Source organism: Salmonirosea aquatica, from assembly GCF_009296315.1.
Classification (GTDB): Bacteria; Bacteroidota; Bacteroidia; order Cytophagales; family Spirosomataceae; genus Salmonirosea; species Salmonirosea aquatica.
This window is the reverse complement of sequence record NZ_WHLY01000002.1, coordinates 623255-646265: the sequence shown is the minus strand read 5'-3', so window position 1 is coordinate 646265 and position 23011 is coordinate 623255. Positions and strand designations below refer to the sequence as shown.

13 protein-coding genes are annotated in these 23011 nt (G+C 51.7%); 12 read left to right on the top strand and 1 reads right to left on the bottom strand.

What is annotated here, in order from left to right; all coding sequences use genetic code 11:
* Positions 1–86 precede the first annotated feature (86 nt).
* Both GBK04_RS03685 and GBK04_RS03680 read left to right on the top strand, forming a co-directional pair.
* The gene (locus GBK04_RS03685; RefSeq protein WP_152756955.1) at positions 87–2807 is read left to right on the top strand and encodes an MGH1-like glycoside hydrolase domain-containing protein; all 2721 of its coding nucleotides are present in this window, start codon (positions 87–89) and stop codon (positions 2805–2807) included.
* 109 nt (positions 2808–2916) lie between these two features.
* A complete protein-coding gene (locus tag GBK04_RS03680) occupies positions 2917–4680 on the top strand; it encodes a phospho-sugar mutase (protein ID WP_152756953.1) in 1764 nt (587 codons plus the stop codon).
* Between the two features lie 161 nt (positions 4681–4841).
* Here GBK04_RS03680 and GBK04_RS03675 read toward each other — a convergent pair whose 3' ends face one another.
* Positions 4842–5879 carry a Gfo/Idh/MocA family oxidoreductase gene (locus tag GBK04_RS03675; protein ID WP_152756951.1) on the bottom strand — a complete coding sequence of 346 codons (1038 nt, stop codon included), beginning with the start codon at positions 5877–5879 and terminating at the stop codon, positions 4842–4844.
* Positions 5880–6169: 290 nt separating this feature from the next.
* Between GBK04_RS03675 and tsaE the strand changes: the two genes are divergently transcribed.
* The 10 genes from tsaE to ppk1 all read left to right on the top strand — a co-directional run bounded on the left by tsaE (position 6170) and on the right by ppk1 (position 22950).
* A complete protein-coding gene (gene tsaE, locus GBK04_RS03670; RefSeq protein WP_152756949.1) occupies positions 6170–6637 on the top strand; it encodes a tRNA (adenosine(37)-N6)-threonylcarbamoyltransferase complex ATPase subunit type 1 TsaE in 468 nt (155 codons plus the stop codon).
* Positions 6638–6695: 58 nt separating this feature from the next.
* A complete protein-coding gene (locus GBK04_RS03665; protein ID WP_152756947.1) occupies positions 6696–7922 on the top strand; it encodes an alanine dehydrogenase in 1227 nt (408 codons plus the stop codon).
* Positions 7923–8019: 97 nt separating this feature from the next.
* Positions 8020–8424, top strand: coding sequence for a hypothetical protein (locus tag GBK04_RS03660; protein ID WP_152756945.1), 405 nt, complete (start codon positions 8020–8022; stop codon positions 8422–8424).
* A gap of 152 nt (positions 8425–8576) precedes the next feature.
* Positions 8577–10037 carry a hypothetical protein gene (locus GBK04_RS03655; RefSeq protein ID WP_152756943.1) on the top strand — a complete coding sequence of 487 codons (1461 nt, stop codon included), beginning with the start codon at positions 8577–8579 and terminating at the stop codon, positions 10035–10037.
* Positions 10038–10309: 272 nt separating this feature from the next.
* Positions 10310–13351 carry a SusC/RagA family TonB-linked outer membrane protein gene (locus tag GBK04_RS03650; protein ID WP_152756941.1) on the top strand — a complete coding sequence of 1014 codons (3042 nt, stop codon included), beginning with the start codon at positions 10310–10312 and terminating at the stop codon, positions 13349–13351.
* 102 nt (positions 13352–13453) lie between these two features.
* Positions 13454–15031 carry a SusD/RagB family nutrient-binding outer membrane lipoprotein gene (locus GBK04_RS03645; RefSeq protein WP_152756939.1) on the top strand — a complete coding sequence of 526 codons (1578 nt, stop codon included), beginning with the start codon at positions 13454–13456 and terminating at the stop codon, positions 15029–15031.
* 73 nt (positions 15032–15104) lie between these two features.
* Complete coding sequence (locus GBK04_RS30315; protein ID WP_373330687.1) at positions 15105–17162, top strand: CRTAC1 family protein; 2058 nt, start codon at positions 15105–15107, stop codon at positions 17160–17162.
* A gap of 17 nt (positions 17163–17179) precedes the next feature.
* Positions 17180–18433, top strand: coding sequence for an FG-GAP repeat domain-containing protein (locus GBK04_RS30310; RefSeq protein WP_373330686.1), 1254 nt, complete (start codon positions 17180–17182; stop codon positions 18431–18433).
* An 85-nt stretch (positions 18434–18518) separates the two neighbouring features.
* Complete coding sequence (gene gyrB, locus GBK04_RS03635) at positions 18519–20474, top strand: DNA topoisomerase (ATP-hydrolyzing) subunit B (protein ID WP_152756937.1); 1956 nt, start codon at positions 18519–18521, stop codon at positions 20472–20474.
* A gap of 175 nt (positions 20475–20649) precedes the next feature.
* On the top strand, positions 20650–22950 hold the full coding sequence (gene ppk1 / locus GBK04_RS03630; RefSeq protein WP_152756935.1) for a polyphosphate kinase 1: 2301 nt from the start codon (positions 20650–20652) through the stop codon (positions 22948–22950).
* The last annotated feature ends 61 nt before the right edge of the window (positions 22951–23011 follow it).

The following is a 23011-nucleotide window of genomic DNA, read 5'->3' as shown; positions in this document are numbered from 1 at the left end:
AAGAGTTTGTTTCGTTTTTAGTAAGTCCACTGACTGAGTAAAACTTTGGGCAAACAAACTCTCCGGGATCAATTCACCGATACAATATGGCTAGTAGCGCAGAAAAAGTAAGACTTACCCTCCAAAAAGAAAACAAAGGCTGGAAGAAGTGGGGACCCTACCTATCGGAACGGCAGTGGGGTACGGTGCGCGAGGATTACAGTCGGAATGGTGATGCCTGGAACTACATCACCCACGAGATGGCCCGGTCCAAGGCGTATCGCTGGGGCGAGGAGGGGATCGGAGGGCTCTCGGACAGCAAGCAGCACATCTGTTTTTCCTTTGCTTTCTGGAACCATAAGGACAAGATGCTGAAAGAGCGCATCTTCGGCCTTACCAATACCGAAGCCAATCATGGCGAGGATGTCAAGGAAATGTACTATTACCTGGATAGTACCCCCACGCACTCGTACATGAAGATGCTCTACAAGTACCCCCAGACCTTGTTTCCCTACGAAAAAATACGCCAGGAGAACGCCCGGCGGGGAAAAAACGAGCCAGAATTCGAGATCATGGATACCGGCATATTCGACAAGGACGAGTATTTCGACATTTTCATGGAGTATGCCAAGGCCGATGAAGAGGATATCTACATCCGCGTGACCGTGCATAACCGGAGCCATAAGGACGCTCCGATCACCATTCTGCCTACCATTGCCTTTCGGAACACCTGGTCGTGGGGGTACCCTGCCTTCGACTACAAGCCCATCATGAACGGCATGGCCAACCGAATCATCGAGGTGAACCACCGGAAGCACGGCAAATACAATCTATATCTTGACAAGACGGACGAATTGCTGTTTTGTGAGAATGAAACGAATTTCAAAAAACTCTACGGGACAGCCAATAGCACGGCGTATCCTAAGGACGGTATCAACGACTATGTCATCAGTGGCCGCAAGAGCGCTACCGTGAATCCGAACCATATCGGTACCAAAGCCGCCGGTCGGTTTTCGCGGATCGTCAAGGGAGGCGAAAGTATCTCGATCCGGATGCGACTGGTCAATCACACCATTTCGGAACCTTTCGGGGGCTTCGATGACATGTTTGACAAACGAATCCGGGAAGCCAACGAATTTTATGCCGAAATTCAGAAGGATGTCAAGGACCCCGAGCTGCTCGCCATTCAGCGGCAGGCTTACGCCGGAATGTTGTGGAGCAAGCAGTTTTACTACTACAACGTGTACGAATGGCTGAAAGGCGACCCCTCGCATCCTGAGCCCGCCTACGGGCGCAAGTGGGGCCGGAATTCGGGCTGGAAGCACTTGTACGCGGCCAATCTTATTTCGATGCCCGACAAGTGGGAGTACCCGTGGTTTGCGGCCTGGGATCTGGCCTTCCACTGTATTCCGTTGGCCCGGGTAGATGCCGATTTTGCCAAGCGTCAGCTGGAAATCCTGCTTCGTGAATACTATATGCATCCCAATGGCCAGATTCCGGCCTATGAGTGGAATTTCTCGGATGTGAATCCTCCGGTGCATGCCTGGGCTACCTGGAAGGTCTATGAAATCGACCGTGAACAGAATGACGGGGTAGGGGATGTGGAGTTTCTGGAAAAGATATTCCACAAACTACTACTCAACTTTACCTGGTGGGTCAACCAGAAAGACGACACCGGAAACAACATATTCAGCGGAGGCTTCCTGGGATTGGACAACATTGGCGTGTTCGACCGCTCTACGCCCATGCCCTTCGGCGGCAAACTCGAACAGGCCGATGCTACGGGCTGGATGGCCATGTACACGCTGAATATGCTGCGTATTTCGGTGGAGATTTCGCTGAAACAGCCTGTGTATCAGGATATGGCTTCCAAGTTTTTTGAGCACTTCCTGTACATTGCCGGGGCGATGGAGGCGATGGGCGACAAAAACTCCACCATTAGTTTGTGGGACGAGGATGATCAATTCTACTACGATGTGATCCACATACCTAACGGACAAAGCATACTGTTGAAGGTACGTTCCATTGTGGGCCTGATCCCGCTATTTGCCGTGGAAATCTTGGACCCTCAGATGCTGGATAAAATGCCCATCTTCAAGCGCCGCGTGGAGTGGGTTCTGGCCAATCGGCCCGACCTGGCCCGCCTTATTTCGCGGTGGTTTGAGTCGGGAAAAGGGGAGAACCGTCTGCTGGCCATTCTGCGGGGACACCGCATGAAAATGATCATGAAGCGCATGCTGGACAAGGAGGAGTTCCTGTCGGATTACGGCATACGCGCCATGTCCAAATTCCACGAGGAGAACCCCTACAAATTCTACATCAATGGCGAGGTACTTCAGGTAGGCTACACGCCGGCCGAAGCCCTGACCGACATCATGGGTGGCAATTCCAACTGGCGGGGCCCGATCTGGTTTCCGCTGAACTACCTGATTTTTGACTCCCTGATGAAATTTCATGCCTACTACGGTGACGATTATGAAGTAGAGTACCCTACCAATTCGGGTAATATTACCACAATCGACGAAGTAGCCATGGGCATGGCCGATCGGTTGATTGGCCTCTTCAAAAAGGATGCAGACGACCGTCGGGCTGCGTTTGGTACCAATGAGAAACTACAGACCGACCCCCATTTCCGGGATTATATCCTGTTCTACGAATATTTCCATGGCGACAACGGCCGGGGATGCGGGGCAGCCCACCAAACCGGCTGGACGGGACTTGTGGCCGAACTGATTCTGAAAACGGCGCAGGCCAAGGCCAAATCAGCCGCCGCTCTGAAAGCCGATGCGCGGATGGAAATGGAGAAATTAGTGGTGGATAAAGGATGAGAATTGTCCGGCGGGGTACTTTAAATACGAAGCACAGAAGGCTTTCAAAAGATTCGATATGAATCGGGGAGCTACTGTCGATTGTCCACTTTCAACTTTCAACTAAAAAATGGCCGTACAACTGGAACAAAACGTAGAAGATAAAGTCAATTCCTGGCTGACAGGTAATTATGATCAGGAAACAAAAACCGCTATTCAAAAACTGATTGATGAGGGAAGCAATACCGAGCTGACCGACGCTTTCTACAAGGATCTGGAGTTCGGAACCGGCGGACTAAGGGGCCTGATCGGCATTGGCTCCAACCGCATGAACCGCTACACCGTGGGAGCGGCCACGCAGGGGCTGGCCAACTACCTCAACAAAGCCTTTCCCAATGAAACCATCCGGGTGGCCATTGCCTACGATTCCCGCATCAAGTCGGACGAATTTTCTCAGATTATTGCGGATATTTTTTCGGCCAATGGCATCACGGTCTACCGCTTCGAGTCGCTGCGTCCTACCCCTGAGCTTTCGTTCACCATCCGTGAACTCGACTGCCATAGTGGCGTAGTGGTCACCGCCTCACACAACCCTAAGGAATACAATGGCTATAAAGCCTACTGGGTGGATGGCTCGCAGGTGGTAGCCCCGCACGACCACAATATAATCCAGGAAGTCAATGCCATCACTTCCGTGGATCAAATCAAATTTGAGGGTAATTCTGAATTGATCCACAGCATTGGCGAAGAAATTGATAAAAAATACGTCGATCACATCCTTTCCCTTTCGATTTCAAAAGATGCCATCAAGCGGCAGAAGGATACCAAAATCGTGTATACCCCGATCCATGGCACGGGGGTGAGCCTGGTACCCCGTACCCTGGCCGCGATGGGTTTTGAAAACGTGACCGTGATCAAAGAACAGGCCGAACCCAACGGCAACGGGCAGTTTCCGACGGTAGTGTACCCCAATCCTGAGGAGAGCGAAGCCATGAGCCTGGCCCTGGAAAAAGCCCGGGAGATTGACGCCGACCTGATCCTGGGTACCGACCCCGACGCCGACCGCGTGGGAATTGGGGCCAAGAACCACCACGGCGAACTGCAACTGCTCAATGGAAATCAGACGGCCAGTCTGCTGATTTACTACCTGTTGTCAGCTTGGAAAGAGGCGGGAAAATTGACCGGCCATCAGTTTGTCTGCAAGACCATTGTGACGACCGACCTGATTGACAATATGGCTGATGGCTTCGGCGTGAAGTGCTATAATACGCTGACGGGTTTTAAATACATTGCCCAGGTCATCCGCGAAAAAGAAGGCCTGGAAGAGTTCATTGGTGGGGGAGAAGAAAGCTACGGCTACCTGATCGGCGATGCGGTTCGCGATAAGGATGCCATCGCCTCCTGCGCCATCATCGCCGAGCTGACGGCTTACGCCAAAGACAAAGGACTGAGCCTGTTCGATATGCTTATGGAAATCTATAAGCAATATGGCTTCTATTATGAAGGCCTGATTTCGATTACCAAAAAGGGCAAGAGCGGAGCTGAGGAAATTCAGCAGATGATGGCCGATTTTCGGGCCAATCCACCCAAGACCCTGGGCGGGGCGCCGGTGATCCGGATGGACGACTACCAGGCCCTCACCAATACGGACATGCGCCAGGGTACCGTGTTCAGCATCCCATCGGGCAAAATGGGCATCGAGCCGTCCAATGTACTCCAATTTTTTACCAATGACGGCACCAAATTTACCTGCCGCCCATCGGGTACCGAGCCTAAAATAAAATTCTACGTCGGCGTTCGTGCCAACCTGGATAAAAACGAGGATTTCGATGCGGTGTATGAGGGGTTGAAAGATAAGGTACAGTCGATTGGCAAAGAGCTGGGACTGGTGTAATTATTGGCCTTGTAAGTACGTTTTTCAAGGGTACCCTACATTTCTGACTTTCTTTTCATCCTATAAAATGGGCTGCCCACCTGGCGCAGCCCATTTTTTAGGGTCAATTACTGAACGTCAAAAATCCAACGTCCTACATCCAGCACCTAATCCCAGGCTATTCAGTAGCTAATCGTAGTTTGCCGTTCGTTGCTTTCGAAAGCCAGGTCGATGACGCGCGTAGTGCGCAGAATCTCCGCGGGCTTTACGGCTAACTCCTGGCCGTTCACAATGGCATCGTACACCGAATCATAAAACGCCATGTAATCACCCGCTTCACTGGGGATGATTCCTGTAAAATGATCGCTATAAAGGGTACCCCAGCGGTCTTCGGGTTCGGCGCCCCAGTTCTCCACGTCGGGTAGTACGTCTTTGCGGAGCGTTTCTTCCTGGGCATCAAGCCCCCGTTTGATGAAGGTACCCTTGGTGCCGTGGATCGAGTACCGCAGGCTGTTTTCATACACCAACAGGCTCGATTTGATGATGACCATTTTATCCTCGTAGCCCAGATGGATGTCGAAATAGTCGTCCACATCACTGTGCTCGCGCACGCTGCGGATGGTGGCCGTTACGGTTTGGGGCGTCCCAAATAACACAAACGCCTGATCGAGCAAATGCGGCCCCAGGTTATAGACATTCCCACTACCTTCGGCTTGTTTTTCTTTCCAAGTATTGGGAAGTACCTCGGGGCGGTAGCGGTCGTATCGACTTTCGTATTCTACGATTTTTCCAAGTTTGTCTTCCTGGATCAGTTTCTGGATGGTCAGAAAATCTGAATCCCAGCGCCGGTTCTGGTAAGCCGTGGCAATAAGCCCGTTGCGCTCCGCGACGTCGAACAGCTGTTTTGCTTCGGCTTCGGTATTGGCAAAGGGTTTTTCTATGACCACATGCTTGCCGTTTTCCAGCGCGTCCATCGCGTACGAAAAATGCGTGTCATTAGGAGTACATATAAACACCAGGTCAATGGAAGTGTCGGCCAGCAGTTCATCGACCGAACGCGCGTTTTCAATGGTAGGGTCAAAATCCTGGGCTTCGTTTTTAGAGCGCTCCACTACTTTTTTGAGTTTGAAACGCGGATTGACCGACAGAAAGGGAGCATGAAAATAGCGGCCCGATAGACCAAAACCGATGAGTCCGACATTGAGAACACGTTCTGACATGAGTAGTTGAGTATTAATTATGAGATAAGGTACCTGCTGATACGTGGTAATTTCAACGAAGTAAAGGTCGTTTCCAATGAGTTTTAATACCAGTATTCAAGTTAGAGACGACATTTTTGGACCAAACATCGGATTAAAGCAGAAATTCTACAAGAAATATGAGCTGATCTGGCAATTTAAGTAACACTACGCAACCCGGTTTTGGAGAAGGCGCGGGTAGGTGAAGCCGTAAAGTAAGAAGGATGCGGGCAAGGCCGGGCTTTTGATGGTAAAATCACTAATTTTGTGCTATGAATGTCCAACCCCTTTTTATTCGTTGTTCCGATTTGACCCAACTCGATGCGGTGGCCCAGCAATTGCTCCAGCTAGGTGGTTCAGTGCCTGTTTGGCTCTTGCACGGCGACATGGGGGCTGGAAAAACCACCCTGATCAAGCAGCTTTGTGAGCGGCTTGGAGTCAGGGGTACCGTTCAAAGCCCCACCTTTTCCATTGTAAACGAATATGATGCCGGAAAAAACGGTCTGATTTACCACTTCGACTTCTACCGGATCAAAAACGAAAGCGAGGCGTACGATCTGGGCGCGGATGAATATCTGGATTCGGGAGCCTATTGCTTTATCGAATGGCCCGAAAAAATCGAGTCTTTGTGGCCGGAAACCTATTTTTCTGTGACCATTCAGTCAGAAAGGGATGGTAGTCGGAGCATCCGGGCCATGATCGAAGCGGGGTCCTTGACGGGCATGAACGACGTTAACTAATTTTTGAATATTGACACGAATTGATCCTTCACTCCACCAAGCAATTCCCAACAAATAAATGGCGCAACCTCAGATAACCGGGTTCGAACAACTGGCCAAGCAATCGGCTCTCTATCCGCAGGAGTCGTTGGTGGAGGTCAGGAAAGATAGAAATGCGTTGCTGATTGGCTTGCCCTGCGAAATATCCTTACAGGAAAACCGCATCGCGCTCACGCCGGAGGGCGTGGCGATTCTGGTGCGCAACGGCCATGAGGTATGGGTGGAAAAGGACGCAGGAGCCGGGGCTAAGTATCCTGACCATGAGTACAGTGAAGCGGGTGCGCGGATTGTGTACAGTGCCAAAGAAGTGTATCAGGCCGACCTGATCCTCAAGATTGAGCCTCTGGTGTCGAAAGAATTTGAATTGATCAAAGCCGGTTCTACCCTGATATCCACGCTCAACCTACCCGCCCTGGACAAGAGCTACTTCGAAAAACTGAATCAGAAAAAAATTACTGCCATCGGGTACGAGTTCATCGAAGACCAGGTAGGTGGGATGCCCATTGTGCGGGCCATGGGCGAAATCGCCGGCAGCACGGTCCTGTTGATTGCGGCCGAATATCTGAGTAATTCCAACGGCGGTAAGGGCATTATCCTGGGTGGGATCACGGGGGTACCCCCTACCAAGGTTGTGATTCTGGGTGCCGGTACCGTCGCCGAGTACGCCACCCGTGCCGCGATGGGGGTAGGAGCCGACATCAAAGTCTTTGATAACCACATATATCGCCTGCAACGGTTGAAATACGCCGTAGGGCAAAACCTGTACACGTCCATCATCGATTCCGATACACTGACCGAAGCCATTGCCCGTGCCGATGTGGTGATCGGGGCCATGCGGGCCGAAGATGGACTGAGTCCCTGCGTGGTGACAGAGGAAATGGTGGGGCGGATGCGGCCCAATTCCGTGATTGTGGACGTAAGTATCGATCAGGGGGGATGCTTTGAGACGTCTCGGATGACGACTCATAAGGACCCTATTTTCAGACACAATGATATTATTCACTATTGCGTCCCTAATATCGCCTCACGCGTGGCGCACACGGCCAGTACAGCGCTGAGCAATATTTTTCTTCCTTTTTTGCTGCAAACGGGTACCATTGGGGGCATCGAGGAGATGATTTATGCCAACCGTTGGTTTATGAAAGGGGTGTACGGCCATAAAGGTACCCTTACGAATGCCTACATTGCCCGGAAGTTCGGGATGCGCTATAAAGATCTGACGCTGCTGCTAGCTGCCCGGATGTGATCCTTTTATAGGTACCGAGTGGCAATAGCGAAGTTGAATTTTCATTTAAGGTACCCTGTTTCACAGGCAGTACCTGCCAAAAATCCACTAAAAGAATATGATTAATCATAGTAATGAAAATGTCCTGATGGACGACGCCAATTCGCCCGAGGTGAATCGGAAACTGCTGGGACTGATTTCGCAGGATTTTGTGAAAGTAGCCGATCAGCTCAAAGAGGCTTCCTACCAAATCCGCCAGCGCGGCTTCTCGGAGTATCCGATCTTCATAGTGGTTCGGGAAGAATCGGAACTTGGCTTGATACTGATTGCCCGCGAGGAATTGGGCAACAAATGGAATTACCGGGCTTCTTACTTACAGGAATTTGTGGATCGGAATCTGATCGGCGAAGAATCCGTTGAACTTTTCAAAGAAAACTACCGGAAACCTGACGAATATTGCTGCCTGTTCGTGATCGAAGGCGATTTTGCGGGTTTCGTATTCGTACCCTTTCCTGAGGATTAACGATCCGGGGCATTCACAACCCTGACTGATTGTGATGTTTTTTGCAGAAAGGTTTCATTGTTTCAGTCGATTTTCCCACATTCATGCATTTCCTGCGTAGGCTTCCGGTACAACCCTTTCTATTCTTGCCCATTGCGTTTCTTCTCGCAACTGTGTTCATCTATTCCGAAACGCTGTTTTTTGCCGATGATTTCCATTTATTGAAAACCATCGTGTGGTTCCAGGAAACGGACTCTTTTTATGAAAAAATAGCGCTGTTGCTTCAGCAGCACAACGAACACAGGATTCTTTTCCCTAGGTTACTTACCTGGCTGGATTACCGCCTGGAAGGCCACATCAACTGGCCTGTACTTATGGTATTAGGGAATATGGTTTGGTGCGGCGTGCTCTATTTTCTTTGGGATGCCTTCCGTACCCTGCGGCTCAATCCCTGGCTTTTTTTGCCCATACCCTGGTTGCTTTTCCATCCTTTCTATTATGATAACCTGACCTGGACTATTAGTGTCCTGCAGCAGTCAGTCATTGTGTTCATCCTGGCATGGCTGGTGCATGCCTTCACCAACCGGCGGTTTTTATTAGCCATAGGCATCGTCCTGCTAGGTACCTTTACCCACGGCAACGGTATATTTGGCTTCGCTGTGGGAATCGTGTTTTTGGTAATCTACCGGGAATGGCGCTGGCTGGGGATTTGGTTATTGGTCGCTCTGATTACGGCTTTCGTTTACTTTTATGGTTTCGAAAGAGGGCAGAGTGCGGATTTTGCCCGAAGCCTTTCCGACCCGCTACGGCTCATTGCCTACTTTTGCACTTTCCTGGGATCGGTTACGCAGGTATTTGGTCCACATGACTGGCCTTCGGTAGCTTGGGGCGCTATTGTTTTCCTGGGAATAGCCTGGTTCGGATTTCCCAAAATCTACGCCCAGTACCGTTCTGGCCCACCACTCAGCTATTTTGAAAAAATGCTCCTGGGAAATCTGCTGTTTTTAGGCATCACCGCGCTGCTCGTCGCGGTATCCCGGAGTTGGTCAGCCACCGATTTTCTAATACCACCCCGATACGCGCATTATTCACCCTACATCACGGCTTGGTTTTATCTGGTAGGTATAGCCGTATTGGCGCGGTCTTACATCTGGTATTGGTCCCTTCCCTGGGGTATTCTGGCTGTACTTATATGGTTGGTTTCTTACCTGAACTACTTCACTACCCTCGAATACCGGCGCGACTGGCTTCGGGCTGATAAGGCCAACTGGGAAAATTACGACGTGTTCTTACAGTATGCTCCTTCTTTTAACCGCAATATCCGGGATGTTTACCATAAGGCCGTCGATCGCGGCATTTGCTACCATCCCTCCGGACTGCCTTCCCAACTTACGGGTGCTTCCACCGATAGTACCCTGGCGCTTACATTTGAAAGAGGATTCAGTGTATCGCAGGATGCCAGTGGCGAGTATCGGGAGAAAATCCTGCGCGTGGGCAATAAGTCCAATGCCAGCGACACGCCATTCCTGGCGTTGGTGGCAGAAGGACAACCTGTAGTATGGGTACCCTATTACCGTCTGCGTAATGCCTACCGTGGTATACTGCGGGGGATGGACTACGGAAAGAAAACCTGACGACGGAAATTTTGGTGGATAATCTCCCGACGGGTAATTTTAGGCTTGGGATTTTCTCAGGGGGAACCTTGACCTTTACCAGCTATTCCATGGAGGTAGGCGCTGACCACAGCGTTCGAATGTACTGATCTTCACATAATTTCCTTTGTATTTGGCTTACATGGAAGATTGGCATCTAGATATTGCGTTAAATTTTAATAATTTTAACTTATTGCGAATTATATATTAAAAATTTATATTTATGCAGAATTTCATTTAGACCTTCTCATTCTATGCTTAGAAAACTACCCGTGGGGCTGCTCGTATACATATGGGCAGCCTTTTTTACCACCCAGTCATTTGCTCAGGATCGCCAGATTACCGGGCAGATTCGTGACGAAAATGGCGCAGGAATGCCCGGAGTTAACATCCTGCTACAAGGCACCAACCGAGGTACCAACTCCAATGCGGAGGGGAATTTTAGTATCAGTGTGCCAGCAGGTACTTCGACGCTAATCATTTCTTCCGTCGGCTATGAAACCAAAGAGGTGCCCGTTTCTGGGTCTACCTCGACGCTTACCATCGATCTGAATCCCGATGTCAGGAATTTGGGCGAAGTAGTGGTGACGGCCCTCGGGATCGAGCGTAGTGCCAAATCGCTGACCTACTCAACCCAGAAGATCGATGGGAAACAACTGACCGATGTACGCGATGCCAACTTTGTCAACACGCTTTCGGGCAAAGTGGCGGGGATGGTCGTGACGCAGGGGGCTTCGGGCCCCGGTTCGGCTACTCGTGTAACGCTGCGCGGAAACCGCTCCATCCGGGGAAATAATAATGCTCTCTTTGTAGTGGACGGGGTACCTATCGACAATACGGTGCAGAGTCAGGTAGGGAACGATTTCGGCGGAATCAACGGCAGCGACGGGGCAGCCAACATCAACCCCGACGACATCGAGTCCATGAACGTACTGAAAGGCCCGGCAGCGGCGGCCCTCTACGGGAGTCGGGCGGCCAACGGGGTTATTATGGTGACTACCAAAAAAGGTAGCGCGGGTCGGGTCACGACTAACATCAATTCGGGTGTCGTGGTCGAAACGCCCTTTCTGTTGCCCCAATTCCAAAATACCTACGGCCAGGGCAACGGTGGTGTGGCCAGCGACAAAGCCAGCGGGAGCTGGGGTGCGAAAGGCACCACCTACCCCGACAACGTCCGGGATTTCTTTCGCAATGCGGTTTCTACCAACAACTCGGTGGGCATTTCGGCCGGTACCCAGAACGTGCAGACCTACGCGTCCTACACCAACAACTACAACCAGGGTTTGCTGCCCAACAACGACCTGATGCGCCATACGATTAATTTGCGGGTGAGCTCGCAGCTGACCAAACGGCTTACCACGGATGCGAAGATTACCTATACCAATCAGACCATCAACAACAAGCCGCGTTCGGGTGAGGAGAGTGCGGTGGTGATGAACCTGTATAAGATTCCGCGCAGCGTGGACCTGAACCAATACAAGAATTTTCAGGATGAAAACGGAAATCCTACCTACTGGACCACCTCGTCCATCTATATGAATCCCTATTGGACCACTAACAAGACTACCGATAAGGAACGCCGCAACCGTACCATCCTGCTGGGTTCAGTAAAATATGAATTGACGGACTGGCTCAACGTGCAGGGGCGCGTGAGCTTCGACCGCTACGACGATCGCTACAATCGTAGCTGGGCCGACCGTACTCTGCTATTCGCCGGGCCGGGTGGGTCGTACCAGGATTTCACCAACGATATTCTGGAAAGAAACATGGACGTGATCGTGTCGGGTAATAACAAGCTGGGCAAGGACATCGCTCTCACATACAACTTTGGAGCGGGGCAGACCTACAAGAAATTCTCGCAAGTAGGTGCCAACGCCAACGGGTTGCTGGTACCCAACAAATTCGATCTTTCGTTTGCCCGCGCGCTGAGCCAAATTGCCGCCTTCTCGGAGCGTGAACTTCAATATGTTTTCGGGACAGCCTCATTATCTTATCGCGACTTTCTGACCGTCGACATGTCGGCTCGTAATGACTGGTCGTCTACGCTGCCCAAGCCTTACTCGTATTTCTACCCATCGTTTGGAGCCAATCTTATTCTGACGGATGCTCTCCAGATGCCCGAGTGGGTGAGTTTTGCCAAACTGCGCGGATCCTGGGCGCAGGTAGGTAACGACACCGATCCCTACCTTTTGACCCAAACCTACTCCTTCTCGCAGGGTGGTACGGGCGGATTCATCTCCCGGGATGCTACCCAACCCGCAGCTACCTTGAAACCCGAAATCTCGTCCTCGACCGAGGTAGGGCTGGATCTGCGTTTCTTTGGCGGACGCCTTGGTCTGGATATGACCTACTATAACACCAATACCGTCAACCAATTGTTGACCCTAGGCCTGGCTCCTGCTTCGGGCTTTTCCGACCAGTTTATCAATGCCGGAAAAATCAACAACGAAGGTTTCGAGTTTACACTGACGGGTAAACCGCTCCGCAGTTCTGATCTGAACTGGGATATGACCCTAAACTTTGCCCGCAATGTCAATACCATTGTCGAGCTGCACCCCGACATCAAAATCGCCTTTCTGGCGGGTGGCTACGGCCGTACCGCCGGTCCCGTGGTAGCCGAAGGCGGCTCGTACGGCGATATGTACGCCCAGCGCTGGAAACGCGACGATCAGGGTAGGTACGTCGTGGATGCCAATGGCAAGCCCGTAGCTACCGAAAGTGAGAAGATCGGTAACTTCAATCCGAAGTTTACCATGGGTTTCAACAACTCATTCAATTATAAAAACTTTGTGCTGAGCTTCCTGATCGACGGTCGTTTCGGGGGTACCATGACCTCGGGTACCCAGGCCAACCTGGCCTTCGACGGTAACGCCGACTACACGACGAATAACCGCGACGGGGGCTGGGTGCTACCCGCCGTTACCTCCACGGGGGAAACTAACACCAAGGCCATCAACGCCGAAACTTTCTGGACGACGGTATCGGGAGGACGCTACTCGTGGGGTGAGTTCTTTACCTACTCCACCACCAATGTACGTCTGCGGGAACTGTCGATGGGCTACAAGATTCCGGTTCCTGAGAATTTCTTTATTAAGAATGTCCGACTTTCGTTCATAGCCCGCAACCTGTTCTTCCTATATCGCGGCTATGCTACTCTGGATATTCCCGGCGTGGAAAAGCGCAAGCTACCCTTCGATCCCGATGTGAATCTGGGTGCTGGGAATTTTCAGGGTGTGGAGTACGGTAGCTTACCATCTTCCCGTACGATGGGCCTTAACCTGAAACTTGGATTTTGATTTCTAATCCTTTGCTTCCGGGTCAGGGTACCTTGATTTTGAAGCGAAGAATAATCTGATCCCATATCACGATCTATCAAAACAGTACAAACAAAGCATTGTATGAACATACCGTTTAAAAAATCCTTGCTCAAACTTACGGCCTTTGGGCTGGTGGTTGGTTCCGCCAGCATCTGGTGGAGCTGTACGGACAAGTTTGACGAAATGAATACCAGCAAAACCAAACTGACCACGCTGGGAAAAGATGAATTGCCGTTCCTGTTTTCCCGGGCCGAGCAGCAGGCTTCCTACGCCGGGGGTACCTACCAGATCGCCCAAAACCTGTTTGCCGATCTCTACGCCCAGTACTTTGCTACTTCGGCTACCTACTTTCCTTCCGACCGCTACGTCATGCGGTTCGACTGGCTGGGCGGGCACTGGAACCCCATCTATACCCAGGTGGTACCCCAGCTGAAAACGCTGCTGGAATCCACCGAACCCAGCTCGGCGGAGAATGCCCTGGCCAATGTCATGTGGGTTTTCGCTTTCCATCGCGTTACCGATTACTACGGCCCCATTCCGTATTTTGATGCGGGCATTCCGGCTCGTTCCGTCAAGTACGATGCGCAGGAGAAGATCTACGAAGATTTTTTCAAACGTCTGGATGCCGCCGCCGCCATCTTGAAAGGTAAAACTTCCGAAAAACCCTACGGAACTTTCGACTTGATCTACGCGGGCGATGTAAATAAGTGGATCAAATTCACCAATACCCTGCGGCTGCGGTTGGCCTTGCGGATTTCTAAAGTGAATCCTGCTGAGGCTAAAAAACAGGCCGAAGCCGCATATGCCGGCGGCGTGTTCACTGAACTAGACGATGCAGCCTTCATGGTGAAAAACCTGGCGGGTGATGATCATAACGGCCTGGGCCGGATCGCCATCTGGAACGAATTTCGCATGAGCGCTTCCATGGAGTCGGTGCTGAAAGGCTACGAAGATCCCCGCATCGGCGTTTTCTTCCAACCCGCTACCGCTACCAATACCTACGAAGGTCTGCGGAACGGATTGTTACCTGCGCAGTTGAATCAGGAAGGAAATGGCAACAACGATAATTCCAACGTAGGGACGCGCTGGGCTACGGGCGGCGGTTCGGCCTGGACGAGCCAGTTGACCGTTCCGCAGGACATCATGCACACATCCGAGGCGTACCTGCTTCGGGCCGAAGGAGCGCTCAATGGCTGGAGCATGGGTGGTACAGCTAAAGAATTGTACGAGAAAGGGATCGAAATGTCGTTGAAGCAATGGGGGGCCAGTGATGCTGCCGTCCAGACCTACCTCAACAGCACCAAAACTCCCGTGGCACCTGGTGATCCGCTCAAATCGCCCGCTCTATCCAACATTCCGGTGAAATGGGATGCCGCGGCTTCAGAGGCTGTAAAGCGCGAGCAGATTGGTACCCAGAAATGGCTGGCGCTCTATCCTGACGGCCTGGAAGCCTGGGCCGAATTCCGCCGTACCAGGTACCCCAAACTTTATCCGGTGGTTAATTCCGATAACGAAGAGCTACCTGTAGGTACCTTCATCCGCCGCATTCCTTTCCTGACCTCGGAGAAACAAACCAATGCCGAAGCCGTGAAAGCCGCCGAGGCCTTACTGAACGGACCGGATAAGGCCAGCACCCCGCTATGGTGGGATAAGAACTAGACTTTTTTACCAAAAAAATACTTTACCAAAAAAGGCAGGCATTTTGTCTGCCTTTTTTGGTAAATTTTGACCTATGAATTTGTACAAAACGAATGTTGCACAGTTAACATCAGTGAGTCTGCTTACCTTATCGCTGGTTTTTTCCGGTTGCCGGTCCGACGATACCTTGTTTACCCTCTTGGACGCGGGTGATACGGGCGTAGAATTCACCAACTTTATCGAGGAAGATGCCGAAAATAACGTACTCGAGTACGGCTATTTTTACAATGGGGGAGGAGTAGCCGCTGCCGACTTCAATCATGACGGACTGGTAGATTTGTACTTTACGGGAAACATGGTGGCCAACCGGCTGTACCTGAATCGGGGCGGGATGGAGTTTGAGGACATTACCAACCAAGCCAAGGTAGGCCTGAATGAGGGATGGAAAACCGGCGTGTCGCTGGTGGACATCAATGACGACGGCTGGATGGACCTGTACGTATGCCGTTCGGGGGCGGAGAATCCGGCCTTGCGGCGAAACCTGCTCTACGTCAATGACGGACCTACCGCAGACAATATCCCTACCTTTACTGAAAAAGCGGCTGCATACGGTCTGGATGATCCTTCCTACACGACCCAAGCCGTTTTCTTTGACTATGACAAGGATGGTGATACGGACTGTTTTCTGCTCAATCATTCAGTGCAGGACTATGCCGGTTTCAGCCGATTGCTGGGAAGCTACCGCCAACAGAAGAATCCCGCTTACGGCAACAAACTGCTCCGAAACGAAGGAGGACACTTCGTTGACGTGACCGACTCGTCGGGCGTTGTGTCCAACGTGCTGAGTTTTGGACTCGGGATCAATATCAACGACTTCAACAACGACGGCTGGTCGGATTTGTACATTGCCAACGACTATAATGAGAACGACTACCTGTACCTTAACCAGAAGGACGGTACGTTCCAGGAAGTGATCCGGCAGGCCACAGGACACGTGTCGCTCTATTCTATGGGGACCGATGCCGCCGATATCAACAACGACGGCTGGACCGACATCCTCACGCTGGACATGCTACCCGCCAGTAACGAACGCATCAAGCTCACCGCCGGGGACGACAACTACGATAAGTACCGGGAGCTACTCCGTGCGGGATTTCATGAACAGACCATGCGAAACATGCTGCAGCTCAACAATGGCACCAATGCCGACGGGGTACCCGTATTCAGTGAGATAGGCCAGCTGGCGGGGGTGTCCAACACGGATTGGAGCTGGGCTGCCCTGATGGCCGATTTTGACAACGATGGGTTTAAAGACCTGTTCGTGACCAATGGCTACGCCCGGGACTATACCAACATGGAATTTTTGAAATATTCAACCGATGTCCAAACTGCTTCCCGTGCCTCGGGGAAAGCTCCGTCGCAGATGGAGGTGATTGCCGAGATGCCCCCCATTAGCCAGCCCAACTATATTTTCAGGAATGAAGGCAATCTTACATTTAGTAAAAAAGTGGAGGATTGGGGCTTTGGGGCCAAAAGCCAATCGAACGGGGCGGCCTACGCCGATCTGGACAACGATGGCGATCTGGATCTGATTACCAACAATGTGAATCAGAAAGCCTTCATTTACCAAAATAACAGTACTCCCAGTGATTCCACTCGCAACTTATCCCTGGAACTCCTGGCTCCTAGCTATGCCCTGCGAGCCGGGGCGCGGGTGATTCTCTACCAAGCAGGTCATGGTATCCAGATGCAGGATGTAATGCCGGTGCGGGGATTTCAATCGGCTATGGACGGCCCGCTGCACTTTGGTTTGGGCAGTCGGGGCGTGGACTCCATTCGGGTATCCTGGACCGACGGCCGCATATCGACCCTGGTGCGCCCCGATGCTTCTCAAAGGATCAGGATACGGTACGACCCGAGCCAAGGTGCCCCTCATCCCGCAGAGGCTGTTTTTACCCCGCTGTTTACGGAGGTACCCGGCATCGATTTTACGTATCAAGCCACCAACCAGAACGATTTTCGGGTGCAGCCCTTACTACCAGTAATGCTTTCCCGACAGGGACCTGCCCTCGCCCAGGGTGATGTGAATGGCGATGGACGGCCGGATGTGTATCTGGGGGAGCACGCGGAGAGGCGGGGCGGTTGCTTGTAAGTCGGGGTACCGCTTTTGTGCCTGTTGCTGTCTCGGATTTCAGTAAAGATGCGGGGTATGAGGATGCCGGAGCTGTTTTTTTTGACGCCGATGACGACGGTGACTTGGACCTTCTGGTGGCGAGTGGAGGGTACTCGCTCAATCCGCAGGCGCTATGGCTACGCCCCCGACTTTACCTCAACCATGGAAATGGCTGGGCCCGGGATAGTTTTCCCGATGTACGGATCAATGCATCCTGCGTGACAGTCGCCGACTTGGATCAGGACGGCGATCAGGATATTTTCATTGGAGAGCGCGTCACGCCGGGTCGTTTTCCCGAGAGCAGCGGTGATCGCATATTCTTGAATGATGGCAAAGGGCATTTTTCGGATCGTACCACACAATTTCTCCCCGACCACGCCACCCTGGGTATGGTAACGCAGGCTTCCTTTCAGGATTTGCGTGGCGATAAGGTACCCGAGCTGGTTACTGTGAGCGATTGGGGGGCAATTCAAATTTGGGAAAAAGACCGGCAGGGTACCTTTCGGAATGCTAGCGAAAAATGGGGTACCCTTGCCCTGACGGGTTGCTGGACGGCTCTTGCTCCCGCAGACCTGGACGGGGATGGAGATATGGATTTTGTGGTAGGCAATATGGGTACCAACGGTCAATGGTACCTGACGGCCCCGCAGGGCATGAATCTCTACGCGGATACGCACTCCACAGTGCCCCCGGTTCCGGTTGTCGCCCTGCTGGATCAGGGCAAAGAATACCCTTATCCCAGCCGGGATGAACTGTTTGGCCAAATGCCCGAGCTTAAGAAAAAGTACCCCGACTACATAGGCTATTCAAAAGCTACTATTACGGATTTGTTTTCTCCGGATCGAATCGGGAAAATGAACCGAAAGGAAGTGCGGGAATTCCGGACTGGAGTTCTGGAAAATTCAGGGGGTACCTTTCGTTTCAGGGCGCTGCCCGTGCAGGCGCAATTTGCTCCCGTTTATGCACTGGCCGTAGCGGATTTCGATGGCGATGGAAAATTGGATATTATGTTGGGCGGAAATCAAGATAAAGCCAGGGTCCGGCTTGGAAAAAGCGACGCCAATCTACTACAGGTTTTCCTCAACCGGGGCACGGCAGGATTCGAATATATGCCCCAGGCGCTAAACGGACTGTTTGTACAGGGCGACGTACGTAGCCTTTTGGTGCTCAACAAAGGCTCCGAATTGGCGATTTTGATCGGACGGAACGACCTGCCCTTGAAAACCCTGCAAATAGCACGAAAACGGTAGGCGAAGCGAGGAAAAAATTGTATCTTTACACGATTATAAACCCCGCATTGGCGGGCGCTTTTTATTGTAGTGTAAAACAAACTTTATGGCAAACGAAGCAACGCTGGAAGTAAGTAGTTATTCAGCCGAGAACATCCAGGTTCTGGAGGGATTGGAGGCCGTGCGGAAGCGCCCGGCCATGTACATCGGCGACACCGGTTTTAAGGGGCTGCATCACCTGATCTGGGAGGTAGTCGACAATTCAATTGACGAGGCCATGGCGGGGTATTGCGATACCATCCATGTGACCATCGAAACGGACGAATCTATCACCGTGCAGGACAATGGCCGGGGTATCCCTACGGGCATTCACTCGAAAGAAAAACGATCGGCGCTGGAAGTGGTGATGACGGTATTGCACGCCGGCGGTAAATTTGACAAAGACACGTATAAAGTATCCGGAGGTTTGCACGGCGTGGGGGTGTCCTGCGTCAATGCGCTCTCCGTAGATTTGCGCGCTGAGGTACATCGCGAAGGCAAGATTTTTGAGCAGGAATACCAGAAAGGATTTCCTCTGTACCCTGTACGCGAGATTGGCGAGTCCAGCAAAACGGGCACGATGATTCATTTCAAGCCCGACGATACCATATTCACCGTTACCGAATTCAAATACGAAACCGTAGCGAACCGCTTGCGTGAGCTATCCTTTTTGAATAAAGGACTCCGCCTGACGCTAACGGATATGCGCAACCTGGACGACGACGGCAAGCCCAGCTACGAGGAGTTTTTCTCCGAGGGTGGTCTGGTCGAATTCGTCACCTATCTTGACAATACCCGCCAGCCCCTGATTCCGGCCCCTATCCACATGGATAGCGACAAAGGGGTCATGCCCGTGGAAGTATCCATGATGTACAATACTTCGTACAGCGAGAATGTCATCTCCTACGTCAACAACATCAATACCATCGAGGGAGGAACCCATGTATCGGGCTTCCGGGCGGCGCTTACCCGTACCTTGAAAAACTACGCCGACAAATCGGGGATTTTGGCCAAGGAAAAGATCGAGGTGAGTGGTGATGACTTCCGGGAAGGTCTTACGGCCGTTATTTCGGTGAAGGTACAGGAGCCGCAGTTTGAAGGACAAACCAAAACCAAACTCGGCAACTCTGACGTGGCTGGGGCGGTGAGCCAGGTCGTGTCCGAAATGCTGGACACCTACCTCAATGAGCATCCCAAGGAGGCACGTATGATTGTCGACAAAGTGGTGCTGGCTGCCAAGGCCCGTATTGCGGCCCGCAAGGCCCGCGAAATGGTGCAGCGCAAAAACGTCCTGACTGGCACCGGGCTACCCGGCAAACTGGCCGATTGTTCCGAAACCGATCCCGAAGTGTGCGAATTGTACCTCGTAGAGGGTGACTCGGCGGGGGGAACCGCCAAGCAGGGCCGCAACCGGGCTTTCCAGGCTATCCTGCCATTGCGTGGTAAAATCCTGAATGTGGAAAAAGCCCAGGAATACCGTATTTACGAGAATGAAGAAATCAAGAACATGTTTACGGCCATGGGCGTGCAGATTGGTAAGGAAGGTGATGAGCGCGCTTTGAATATTGATCGGCTTCGTTACCATAAGATCATTATCATGACTGACGCCGACATCGACGGTAGTCACATCCGTACCCTGATTCTGACATTCTTCTTCCGGTACATGAAGGTACTTATCGAAAATGGCTATATCTATATCGCCCAGCCGCCCCTGTACCTGATCAAGAAGGGAAAAGAAGAGCGTTACTGCTGGACCGAAGCCCAGCGCGAAGCCGCCGTACACGAGCTCGGCAATGGACGGGAAGAATCGGTGAACACGCAGCGCTACAAGGGTTTGGGTGAAATGAACGCCGAACAATTGTGGCAAACCACGATGAACCCCGATTTCCGCAGCCTCAAGCAGGTTAGCATCGATTCGGCGGCGGAAGCCGACCATCTGTTTTCAATGCTGATGGGCGACGAAGTGGCCCCGCGCCGTGAGTTTATTGAGAAAAATGCCAAGTACGCCCGTGTGGACGTGTAGGTACCTGACGAAATAGTAGTTTTAGGCGCATGACTGACTATTTCTGGTCAGTCATGCGTTTTTCGTAGGAAACCGAAAATTAATTACAATACCCAACGGAACCGTTTGCATTCGGAACCCAGATTTCGGAAACACAAACTCAGAAGCCAATACTAAGTACCAAGAATTTCAAGCCATGCCACAGGATTCAAATCACCTTTCTGGAAACGAGAAGCGAAGTCGTTTGTCCAATCTGTTATCATTCTTCAACGATAAAAACGAAAAAGTGGAAGAAGGTAAATTCATGCGCTCAAATGAGAAAGTCAATGACCTGATTGTTCAGAGCGATTTCATCAGTCGGGATTTGAGCTGGCTCAAATTCAACGAGCGGGTACTGGATCAGGTACGGGATACGGAACGCAGCCTGTTCGACCGGCTGAAATTCCTGGCGATCACGGCCTCGAATCTGGATGAGTTTTTTTCGATCCGGGTCGGTAGTTTGTACAATTACCTCGACTACGGCAAGGAGCGGGTGGATTATTCGGGCTTGCGGGAGGTACCCTTCCGGAAAACCCTGCTGAAGGCCTTACAAGGGTTTGTGGCTGAGCAAAACCACTGCTACAAGCAGGAATTACTGCCTCTTTTTGAGAAGCACCGGGCTGCCATCGCCACCATGAAAGACCTGACGGAAGCAGAAAAAGCCAAGGTGTCCGACTACTTCGATCGTACCATTTACCCGATGCTAACGCCGATGCTGTACGATTACACGCACGTCTTCCCGGTATTGTTGGCCAAAGTACTCATCCTGGGAGTCATCACCCAAACTTCCGGTACTACAAGCGAGGAGGATCGTAAGCTTTCGTTCGTACAGCTACCTCTCAATCTCCCCCGTTTCTACGTGATTGAGCGCGACAACGAGATTTTGTTCCTGCCGATTGAGAACATTGTGCGGGCCTACATTAAAAAACTCTACCGGAATGTAGACATCGTGTCGACTAATCTGTTGCGAATCATCCGCAATGGAGATTTCTCTCTGGAAGAGAACGACGACATGGAAGTGGATTTCATTGACGAGATCAAGCAGAAAATCAAGAACCGACGCCTGGGTAGGGTCGTGAAAGTGGAGGTGGAGTCTGACGTGGATGAAGATCTGCTGAGTCTTTTGAAAAAACGCTGGGAGATTGATGATTTTAATATCTACCGGGCTGATAACCTGTTGGACTATACCTGTTTCTGGCAGATTATTAAGCATAACGAGTTCAAGGATCAGATCCCTCCCTTGCACCCGCCCGTGCCCCCGCTGAGCATAGGTAGGGAACGCATCACCGATATTTTTGAGGTAATGCGGGAGCGCGACATCTTGCTACACCATCCCTACAACAACTTTGAGCCGGTGCTTCAATTGCTCGAGCAGGCCGCCGAAGACCCCAACGTGCTTTCGATCAAGCTGACCATTTACCGGCTTGCGAAAAACTCCCGGGTCACCGAGGCGTTGCTCACCGCCGCCGAGAACGGCAAGCACGTGGCGGTACTTTTTGAAGTGAAGGCCCGCTTTGACGAAGAAAACAATATTCGCGAAGCCCAGCGCCTGCAAAAAGCCGGATGCTTTGTGATCTACGGGATTGGTCTGCTGAAAACCCACACCAAGCTGCTGCTGATTGTGCGGAATGAGGGCGAAAAAGTAGTCCGCTATGCGCATTTGTCCACCGGGAACTACAACGAAGAAACAGCCCGACTCTACACCGATATTGGCCTATTGACCACCAACGAGGAATACACACATGATATCTCCGAGTTTTTCAATGTCATCACCGGCCACTCGCTGCCCAGTGACTACCGGAATCTGATCACGGCCCCACGACAGATGCGCGAGCGCCTGATCGCGATGATCCAGCAGGAAGCCGAAAACGCACGCCAGGGTTTGCCCAGCGGTATCTGTATCAAGATAAATTCATTGGAAGACCGGGCCGTGATTGATGAATTGTACAAGGCTTCGCAGGCAGGGGTACCCATCGATCTCATTGTGCGGGGCATTTGCTGTCTACGGCCGGGCCGGACCGATCTGAGTGATAACATTCGGGTCAAGTCGATCGTGGGCAACTTTCTGGAACATTCCCGCATCTTTTACTTCCACAACGCGGGAAATCCGCTGGTGTATGGGGGGAGCGCGGATGTGATGGTCCGCAGCTTCGACCGGCGTATTGAATCGCTATTCATTCTGGTCAATGAGCGGGTCAAGCAGGAAGCGATTCTGATGCTGAATTATAACCTGCGCGACAACGTCAATTCTTACGAACTACAGGAAGACGGTACCTATGAGAAATGCCATGTGGGCGAAGGTACCGAAGCCTTCGATATCCATAAAGTGTTCTTTGAGGTAAAACCCGATGACGTCATGCAGGCCAGGCTGTTTGAGAAGCAGGACAAACTGCTGGCCGATAACCATACAAATGCAGAAATGCTAGAGGAAATCGACAGCGAAGAGAAGAACAACTGAGCCGACTTTATTCCAAAGAAAAGCCTCCCGGGATATGATATTTCCGGGAGGCTTTTCTTTG

What these genes read in the sequence shown, in the direction of transcription:
- GBK04_RS03680 (WP_152756953.1), top strand. Translation starts at nt 2,917, where the DNA reads ATGGCCGTACAACTGGAACAAAACGTAGAAGATAAAGTCAATTCCTGG.
- GBK04_RS03645 (WP_152756939.1), top strand. Translation starts at nt 13,454, where the DNA reads ATGAACATACCGTTTAAAAAATCCTTGCTCAAACTTACGGCCTTTGGG.
- GBK04_RS03660 (WP_152756945.1), top strand. Translation starts at nt 8,020, where the DNA reads ATGATTAATCATAGTAATGAAAATGTCCTGATGGACGACGCCAATTCG.
- GBK04_RS03665 (WP_152756947.1), top strand. Translation starts at nt 6,696, where the DNA reads ATGGCGCAACCTCAGATAACCGGGTTCGAACAACTGGCCAAGCAATCG.
- ppk1 (WP_152756935.1), top strand. Translation starts at nt 20,650, where the DNA reads ATGCCACAGGATTCAAATCACCTTTCTGGAAACGAGAAGCGAAGTCGT.
- GBK04_RS30315 (WP_373330687.1), top strand. Translation starts at nt 15,105, where the DNA reads ATGAATTTGTACAAAACGAATGTTGCACAGTTAACATCAGTGAGTCTG.
- GBK04_RS03685 (WP_152756955.1), top strand. Translation starts at nt 87, where the DNA reads ATGGCTAGTAGCGCAGAAAAAGTAAGACTTACCCTCCAAAAAGAAAAC.
- gyrB (WP_152756937.1), top strand. Translation starts at nt 18,519, where the DNA reads ATGGCAAACGAAGCAACGCTGGAAGTAAGTAGTTATTCAGCCGAGAAC.
- GBK04_RS03675 (WP_152756951.1), bottom strand. Translation starts at nt 5,879, where the DNA reads ATGTCAGAACGTGTTCTCAATGTCGGACTCATCGGTTTTGGTCTATCG.
- tsaE (WP_152756949.1), top strand. Translation starts at nt 6,170, where the DNA reads ATGAATGTCCAACCCCTTTTTATTCGTTGTTCCGATTTGACCCAACTC.
- GBK04_RS03650 (WP_152756941.1), top strand. Translation starts at nt 10,310, where the DNA reads ATGCTTAGAAAACTACCCGTGGGGCTGCTCGTATACATATGGGCAGCC.